The 1,113-nt window shown below is 65.4% G+C and carries 2 protein-coding genes; both read left to right on the top strand.

Features of this window, described 5'->3' with window-relative positions; translation table 11 throughout:
* The first annotated feature begins 394 nt into the window (after positions 1-394).
* Positions 395-676 (top strand): hypothetical protein, encoded by a 282-nt coding sequence (locus tag AAH979_RS43035; RefSeq protein WP_346263879.1) that lies wholly within the window; start codon positions 395-397, stop codon positions 674-676.
* Complete coding sequence (locus AAH979_RS43030) at positions 673-1,029, top strand: ribbon-helix-helix protein, CopG family (RefSeq protein ID WP_346263878.1); 357 nt, start codon at positions 673-675, stop codon at positions 1,027-1,029. The genes AAH979_RS43035 and AAH979_RS43030 overlap by 4 nt, the downstream gene beginning before the upstream one ends.
* Positions 1,030-1,113: the final 84 nt, after the last annotated feature.

The raw sequence follows: 1,113 nt of genomic DNA, 5'->3' as shown, positions 1-1,113 counted from the left end.
CACCCAGCAGGGCCCCGACCAGCGACGACGCAAGGGCGGCAGGTCGGCGCGGAGCCGGTACTCGCAGGTCCCGCCGGTTGAGCGCGGTTCAGCGCCGCTGGGAGCGTCCTACCGCTCCCAATCTGCTCCCCCGAACCACACCAACGACGGCTTACACGACCGCGCCAGCAGGCATCAGTCCCGTTGCAAACGCCAGGACGTGGCGTAACGGTGGTCGAACCCCGAGCACCGACGAAAACGCCATCCCCAAGCAGGAGCGCGCATCCCTAAATATGGACACGGTACACCCAGGGCGGACAAATCCACGTCAGCGCCTACGACCGGGCACTTGAACAGTACGGGCTCATTCCGCGTACGCCAGGTCCAGCGTATTACAATGTGTTACGGTCATGAGGTGCCGGAGCGCGAGTACGTGTGGACCGACGAGGGCCTGGCCAACGCCCGCCGCAACGGCCTCGGCGTGGACGAGACAACCCAGGCGCTATACGCCCCGCCGGGCCTACGCCACGAACGCCCCCTCGGGGACCTACTGCTCATCGTCATGGGCATGGCCGACAGCGGCCGAGTCATCGCCGTGCTGTGCGACCGCATCGGCGCTACCCAGACATACAAGATCATAGGGGCCCGCGCCCTCCAGGGCACGGACCTCGACGAGTGGAGGAGGCGAGTCCTGTGACCGAGCCGGACTTCGACCAGATGACCAAAGACGAGGTCGTCGCATGGTTCCAGAACACCGAAAGTCTGGCACCGGTCATCAGGTCCATGACCGAAGCGGCCGCGTCCGCAGGCGCACCCGAGACACCCATGATGCTGGTCAGCATCCGGCTACCCGTCGCACTTGTGGGACAGCTCGACCGCCTCGCCGACCAGGCCGCAACCCGCCGATCCGACATCATCCGCGATGCCCTGACCAGATACATCACCGCCCGTACAGCACCCGTCAGCCAGGATGAAGCCGAACACGCCCTCGATGTGCTTCGCCGCATCGTGACCATCCGCACCACCGAAAGCCAGGCCGACGCGGCGTAAACCTGTGCCGTTCGAAAACCCGGTTCTGGCTACGCTGCCTGCGAGTATTCGCTGATCATGCCGTGGATGATCTTCCGTCGGCGT

Origin of the sequence: Plantactinospora sp. ZYX-F-223 (genome assembly GCF_039649625.1) — a bacterium.
Taxonomy (GTDB): Bacteria; Actinomycetota; Actinomycetes; order Mycobacteriales; family Micromonosporaceae; genus Plantactinospora.
Note: the sequence above shows the minus strand (reverse complement) of the source record. Positions and strands in the feature narration are given on the sequence as shown.